Below are 6,650 nucleotides of genomic sequence, written 5' to 3' on the forward strand. Positions count from 1 at the left end.
GATTATTCTGGTTGGTCTTATACGGGAGAAAGGGTTGTGCGCGTGACGTGCATTTCTAGCGAACGCCAGTCATCCGCGTCGCCGCGCAACTGCAACTGGCCAGCGGCCGCCAGCTCGCGCAGTCGCCACAGCACGAGGCTGTCGCTGACCAGCAAGCCGTTATCCGCCGCCATCACGCAAGCGGCAACGCGCCCGGCGGGCTGCCAGCCTTCGACGGCGTGTTCAAGGATCAGCGCGTCCAGTTCGGCGAACGTGCCAGTCGTAAAGGTATTGTCGTGCCAGCGGCGCAGCTCGGCGTCGACGACTTTCACTTCCTGCCATTCGAGCGCGAGCCTGCCGATGCGCAGCACCGAAATCGGCGCAACGCCGGGCAGGCGTTTTTGCAGCAGATCGGGGGCGAACATGCTGACTGAGGTCGCGCGATCGGGGCGATGTAGCGGGGCGCTTGCATCGCCCGTCAGTTCGTCGATCGACAGACGCACTTCGTTGAGTCGCTGCGGCATCTCGCGCAGATGGAAGCACACGCGGCGCAGCGTCAGCTGATCGGCGGCGCTCTGGCCGTGCCACACGACCACATGGGTCGTACCGTCGACCACTGCTTTCAGCTCGTCCGCCTGCTGTTCTAGCTCGGCGAGAAAATCGCGCGCGGTGTCGCCGATGACGCCTCCCCAGAAGTCGGCACGTACCTGCGGCGTGTCGTCGATGCCTTGCAACGGGCCGACGGCCAGATCGTCGCGCAGGGGCAGCACGATATCCGTGCGGCGCGCCTGGTCGAGCGCCTTGCGCAGAGAATCGGCGGCGACGTCGCCATTGGTGATATGGATCGTGCTCATGGTCATTGACGGGCGGTTCTCGCGCGCTTCGGGCGCAATGCGAAGCGCAGTTCGAGCACGCAGTTCGGTCAGGTAACGGAAAAGGCCGCCCGTCCGAGGAATGCGTTTCCCCTGACGAGCGGCCCCTAGTGTAAGCGGATCGCGTGTGTGCCGAAAGCGACGATGCGCACGTTCGGTGCATGGCGCACTGCGCCATGCGGGCATCAGCGTTCGTCGTAGCTGACCACGACCTTGTCGCTGACCGGATGGCACTGGCAGGTCAGCACGTAGCCGTCGCGGATTTCGTGCTCTTCCAGCGTGTAGTTCTTTTCCATCTTCACTTCGCCTTCGAGCACCTTCGCGCGGCACGTGCAGCAGACGCCGCCCTTGCACGCATACGGCAGCGCCAGTCCGGCGCGCAGGCCGACGTCGAGCACGCTCAAGCCCTGATACGGCAGCCGCAGCTTGCGCTTCTTGCCGTCGAGGACGATTTCGAGGTCGGCGGCCGGCGTGTCGTCCGTAATTTCCACGGTGGGCACACCGGCCTGCGGCAGCGGCGTGCCGAAACGCTCGACGTGTACCTTCGCCTGCGGCACGCCCGCTGTCTTCAGCGCGGCTTCGGCGGCATCCATCATCGGCCCGGGGCCGCAGATGAAGGCTTCGTCGATCGAGTCCACAGGCACGAGCGTCTCGAGGAACGACTCGCACTTCGCCTGGTCGAGCACGCCGTTGAACAGCTCGACGTCCTGGATATCGTCGGACAGCACGTGATACAGCACGAAGCGGTTCATGAACCGGTTCTTCAGGTCTTCGAGCTCTTCGGCGAACATGATCTGATCGACGCTGCGGTTGCCGTAGATCAGCGTGAACGTGCTGCGCGGTTCGATTTCGAGCGTCGTCTTGATGATGGCCAGCACGGGCGTGATGCCCGAGCCGCCCGAGAACGCGACGTACTGCTTGCCGTGATCGGCGTTCAGGTGCGTGAAGAAGCGGCCGTCGGGCGTCATCACTTCGAGCGTGTGGCCGGGTTGCAGCGTATCGAACGCGAAGTTCGAGAAGCGGCCGCCGCGCACGCGCTTGATGCCGATGCGCAACTCGCCGTCGCGGTCGTAATCGGTGACGCCGACACAGATCGAATACGAGCGGCGCGTTTCCTCACCGTCGATATGCGTCTTCAGCGTGACGAACTGGCCCTGCGTGAAGCGATACTGCTCGCGCAGTTCGGCGGGGACTTCGAAGGCGACGGAGACCGCATCGGCGGTTTCGGGCCGCACTTCCCGGATGCGCAGCGGATGAAATTGCGGGGTAGCCATATCAGTACGGTTTGAAATAGTCGAAGGGTTCGCGGCAGTCGACGCAGCGGTACAGCGCCTTGCAGGCTGTCGAGCCGAATTGCGCGAGGCGTTCGGTGTGCTTCGAGCCGCAACGCGGGCAGGCAGGCGCGGGCAGCGAGCGCGGGACGAAGCGGATCACTTTTTCTTTCGATCCAGCGTTCGCGGTGGGCTCGCCGCTGCCGCAGTTGCCCGTTGGCGGCGCGATGCCGTAGGCGCGCAGCTTGTCGCGGGCGTCGTCGGTGATCCAGTCGGTGGTCCAGGCGGGCGCGAGCACGGTTGCCACGCGATACGGCGTGAAACCCGCCGCGTCGAGCGCATGACCGATGTCTTCCGCGATCTGCGACATCGCCGGGCAACCCGAGTAAGTCGGCGTGATGACGACTTCGAGCGCGCCGTCGGCGGCGTGGCGCACGTCACGCAAAATGCCCAGTTCGCGGATCGACACGACAGGGATTTCCGGGTCGGGCACGGCTTCGAGCACGGCCCACGCCTGGGCGAGCGCGTGATCCGGTGCAATGGCGGCTGTTTGAGCGGTCGACATCATCGTGGGTTTCACCTGTTGGATCGACGGATTACCAGCTTGCGCCCGGATGCTGGCGCGCGAGGCTTTGCATTTCGGCAAGCAGGAAGCCCATGTGCTCCGAATGCTCGCCGTGCTTGCCTGTCGTGATGTGCTTGACGGGCTCGGGCAGTTTCAGCGTCGCTTCGTCGAGCGCGGCGCGCAGGTCTTCGAGCCACACAGCTTCAATTTCGGACGTCTTCGGGCCGACACCGGCAGCGGCGATCGCGTCTTCTGTCGCGTCGGCGCTGAAAAATTCGCGCGTGTACGGCATCAGATAGTCGAGCGCAGCTTGTGCGCGGCTGTGGGATTCGTCCGTGCCGTCGCCGAAACGCACCAGCCACTCGTGCGAGTGATGCACGTGATACTGCGTTTCCTTGATCGACTTGGCAGCGATGGCGGCCAGCTGTTCGTCCGACGAACCCGTCAAAGCCGACCACACATGCAGCATCAGCGTCGAGTAAAGGAAGTTGCGAACGATCGTGACCGCGTAGTCCTTGTCGGCGCGCGCCGTGCCTGCGAGCGGCCCGACATGCGGCAGCTCGGCAAGCGTATAGTTCGCGAACTCGCGCTCGGCGCGGAAGAACGCGTAGTCGTCTTCCGTGCGGCTCTGGCCGGTCACCGTCTTTTCCAGATCGGCGGCGTGCGTGTACAGCAGGCGCGCCTGGCCGACCAGGTCGAGGCTCATGTTCGACAGCGCGATGTCTTCTTCGAGAATCGGGCCGTGGCCGCACCATTCCGCGTTGCGCTGACCGAGGATCAGCGCAGTGTCGGCGAGGCGCAGCACGTAGGCGAGGTGTTGGGGTGTGATATCCATGACTCGCGCTTACATGTGGTTGACTTCGTCGGGCAACTGATAGAACGTCGGATGGCGATAGATCTTGTCCGCCGCCGGTTCGAACAGTTCTGCCTTGTCGTCAGGCGCCGATGCCGTAATCGCCGACGACGGCACCACCCAGATGCTCACGCCTTCCTGCCGGCGCGTGTAGACGTCGCGCGCCATGCGCAGCGCCATCGACGCGTCCGACGCGTGCAGGCTGCCGCAATGCTTGTGGTCGAGTCCCTGCTTGCTGCGCACGAAGACTTCCCAGATCGGCCATTCCTTGTTCATTGCTATCTCCTTCCAGTCCTTCCAGATTCGGGGCGCCACTCAGGCGGCGTGTTGCTGCGCGCGCTGGCGCTGTTTTTCGGCATGGGCAAGGGCGGCTTCGCGGACCCAGGCGCCGTCGTTGTGCGCCTTCACGCGCGTGGCGAGGCGTTCCTTGTTGCACGGGCCGTCGCCGTTGACGACGCGCCAGAACTCATCCCAGTCGAGGTCGCTGTAATCGTAGTGGGCGCGTTCTTCGTTCCACTTCAGATTCGGGTCCGGCAGCGTGACGCCCAGCACCTTCGCCTGCTCGACGGTCGCGTCGACGAATTTCTGACGCAGGTCGTCGTTCGTGATGCGCTTGATGCCCCACTTGGCCGACTGGTTGCTGTGGACGGAATCCTTGTCGCTCGGGCCGAACATCATCAGCACGGGATACCACCAGCGGTTCACCGCCTGCTGGACCAGCTCGCGCTGCGCGTCGGTGCCTTTCATCATTGCGAGCAACGCGTCGAAGCCCTGGCGTTGGTGGAACGACTCTTCCTTGCAGATTCGGATCATCGCGCGCGCATACGGACCGTACGTGCAGCGGCACAGCGGAATCTGGTTCATGATCGCCGCGCCGTCGACCAGCCAGCCGATCACGCCGACGTCCGCCCAGGTCGGGGTCGGGTAATTGAAGATGCTCGAGTACTTCGCCTTACCGGAGTGCAGCCCGTCGATCATCTGGTCGCGCGTGACGCCGAGCGTTTCGGCCGCGCTATACAGATAGAGGCCGTGGCCGCCTTCGTCCTGCACCTTGGCGAGCAGGATCGCCTTGCGCTTCAGGCTCGGCGCGCGCGTGATCCAGTTTCCTTCCGGCAGCATGCCGACGATTTCCGAGTGCGCGTGCTGTGATATTTGACGGACCAGCGTCTTGCGGTACGCGTCGGGCATCCAGTCTTGCGGCTCGATCTTGCCGTCGGCGGCCATGACTGCGTCGAAACGGGCCTGCTCGGGCGAACTGGCGGCCGCGTCGAGCGGGGCGACATTGCCGGGGATGTCGAGGGATTGCGTGTACATATGAACGCTCTCGTCATGAGTAAGTGTGTGTTCGGCAGTATAAACCAACCGTCCGGTCGGTTAATAAATTTTTCGAGATAGACCAGTAGGGGTTTGCACTATGCAATCATGCACAATGAGCGGCTCGTGTTCTCAACCATTTTTCACCAATCAGTCGCAATGACCACTCGTTCTCTTGCCGTCGTGTGTGGCGCGGTTCTGTCTTCCTTCCTGCTGGCGTCAGTTCCCGTTTCCGCTGCCGATAACTCGCCTTGGGTTACCACCTGGGCGACCGCGCTCCAGCCGATACCGCAAATATCCAATCCGCCGCCGTTGTACCGGGCGCCTGACGTCGCGGGGCGGACGCTTCGGCAGATTGTGTATCCGACGCTTTCGGGCGAGGTCGCACGCATCCATATAAGTAATGCGTATGGGAAAGCGCCGCTTGTGATCGAAGAGCTGCGGATCGCGCGGTCCGGTGCCGGCGCGGGCGTTCAGATTGGGACGGAGGCGCGGGTGACTTTCGGCGGAAAGCCGGCCGTTAGCGTGCCGCCGGGCGGAGAAATCGATAGCGATCCCGTCCGTGTCGCGATTTCAGCCGGAATGCCGTACGCGGTCAGCAGCTTTATGGGGCGCGAGCAAAAATTGATCGCGTGGCATCGCGTGTCGAGCCAGGTCAACTATCTGTCGATGCCGGGCAACCATGCCGGCGACGCCTCAGCCGACGCTTACCGGCAACGGATCACCCAGTTCGCGTGGGTGACGGGCGTACAGGTCGAGGCGCCTTCGTCGTCGACGATTGCTGCGATCGGCGATTCGATTACGGATGGGATGCGCTCGAGCCTGAATGAGAACCAACGCTGGCCGGATGCGCTGGCGCGAAGGGTGGCGCGGAGCGGCGACAAGTCGGTGGCGGTCGTGAATCTGGGGATCAGTGGAAACCGGCTGTTGACGGATTCGAGCTGCTACGGGGACGCGCTCGCGTCGCGCTTCGGGAGGGACGTGCTGGCTCAGCCGGGCGTGAAGACGGTGATTCTGCTGATCGGCATCAATGACATCAACTTCGCAGCGATGCCGGCGCATGGCGGGCTGGATTGCGATGCTCCGCATACGCAGGTGACGGCGGATGGCCTGGTCGCGGGCTACAAGCGTGTGATTGCGGCGGCGCATGCTCGCGGGGTGCGGATTTTCGGCGCAACGCTGACGCCGGCGGCGCTGCCGCCGCAGCGCGAGGCGATTCGCGCGGAGGTGAATCAATGGATCCGGACGAGCCGGGCGTTCGATGGGGTCGTGGATTTCGACGCCGCGCTGCGCGACCCGGCTGATCCGACGCGCCTGCGGCGCTCGTTCGACAGTGGAGACCAGATTCATCCCAGCGACGCAGGCTATTCGGCGATGGCGGACGCGATCCCGCTGCAGCCGGTGGTTGGCGGTTTGAAGTGACCCTTGAAAAAATCTTTGCGTCACACCCTTGTCACGGGGCACGGGATGGCCTAAGATTCGCGTCCTCGTTGAGCAGCAGGCAGTTGGGTGCGACGCAACGGGGCCGCGGCAGAAACGGCGCGGTCGTGAAGTCGGCAGGGTTTTTCAGGCGATGCTAAAAAAACCGGTTGACGAAACGAAAGAGGTTCTTCATAATCTCGTTTCTCTGCTGCTGACGCAGCAACGTGGTGAAAGCAAGGCGCTTCCCGCGAATGTTCTTTAACAATCAACAGCCGATAAGTGTGGGTGCTCGATGGCGGCGCGCGGTGATCTTCGGGTCACCGAATAGCGAAAGTAATCGAGTCTCACACAGAAGTAATTGAGGAAGGTTTGAG

General features: G+C 63.4%; 7 protein-coding genes. 1 reads left to right on the forward strand and 6 read right to left on the reverse strand.

The features are described 5' to 3' along the window. Positions 1-17: 17 nt before the first annotated feature. The 6 genes from BLT65_RS15870 to paaA form a co-directional block, all read right to left on the reverse strand. A complete protein-coding gene (locus BLT65_RS15870; protein ID WP_208545772.1) occupies positions 18-833 on the reverse strand; it encodes a DUF1835 domain-containing protein in 816 nt (271 codons plus the stop codon). Positions 834-1,036: 203 nt separating this feature from the next. Continuing rightward, positions 1,037-2,125, reverse strand: coding sequence for a 1,2-phenylacetyl-CoA epoxidase subunit PaaE (gene paaE / locus BLT65_RS15875; RefSeq protein ID WP_042314144.1), 1,089 nt, complete (start codon positions 2,123-2,125; stop codon positions 1,037-1,039). A 1-nt stretch (position 2,126) separates the two neighbouring features. Continuing rightward, the gene (paaD, locus tag BLT65_RS15880) at positions 2,127-2,690 is read right to left on the reverse strand and encodes a 1,2-phenylacetyl-CoA epoxidase subunit PaaD (protein ID WP_091778975.1); all 564 of its coding nucleotides are present in this window, start codon (positions 2,688-2,690) and stop codon (positions 2,127-2,129) included. A gap of 28 nt (positions 2,691-2,718) precedes the next feature. Next, positions 2,719-3,522, reverse strand: coding sequence for a 1,2-phenylacetyl-CoA epoxidase subunit PaaC (paaC, locus tag BLT65_RS15885; protein ID WP_091778977.1), 804 nt, complete (start codon positions 3,520-3,522; stop codon positions 2,719-2,721). 9 nt (positions 3,523-3,531) lie between these two features. Further along, positions 3,532-3,816 (reverse strand): 1,2-phenylacetyl-CoA epoxidase subunit PaaB, encoded by a 285-nt coding sequence (gene paaB / locus BLT65_RS15890; protein ID WP_007733491.1) that lies wholly within the window; start codon positions 3,814-3,816, stop codon positions 3,532-3,534. 39 nt (positions 3,817-3,855) lie between these two features. Continuing rightward, positions 3,856-4,854: a 1,2-phenylacetyl-CoA epoxidase subunit PaaA gene (gene paaA / locus BLT65_RS15895; RefSeq protein WP_042314150.1), complete on the reverse strand. Its 999-nt coding sequence runs from the start codon at positions 4,852-4,854 to the stop codon at positions 3,856-3,858. Between the two features lie 159 nt (positions 4,855-5,013). On the opposite strand from paaA, the gene BLT65_RS15900 reads away from it, so the two are divergent. Next, positions 5,014-6,276, forward strand: coding sequence for an SGNH/GDSL hydrolase family protein (locus BLT65_RS15900; protein ID WP_091779001.1), 1,263 nt, complete (start codon positions 5,014-5,016; stop codon positions 6,274-6,276). Positions 6,277-6,650 lie beyond the last annotated feature (374 nt).

The organism is Paraburkholderia steynii (assembly GCF_900100565.1).
In the GTDB taxonomy this organism is placed as follows: Bacteria; Pseudomonadota; Gammaproteobacteria; order Burkholderiales; family Burkholderiaceae; genus Paraburkholderia; species Paraburkholderia terrae.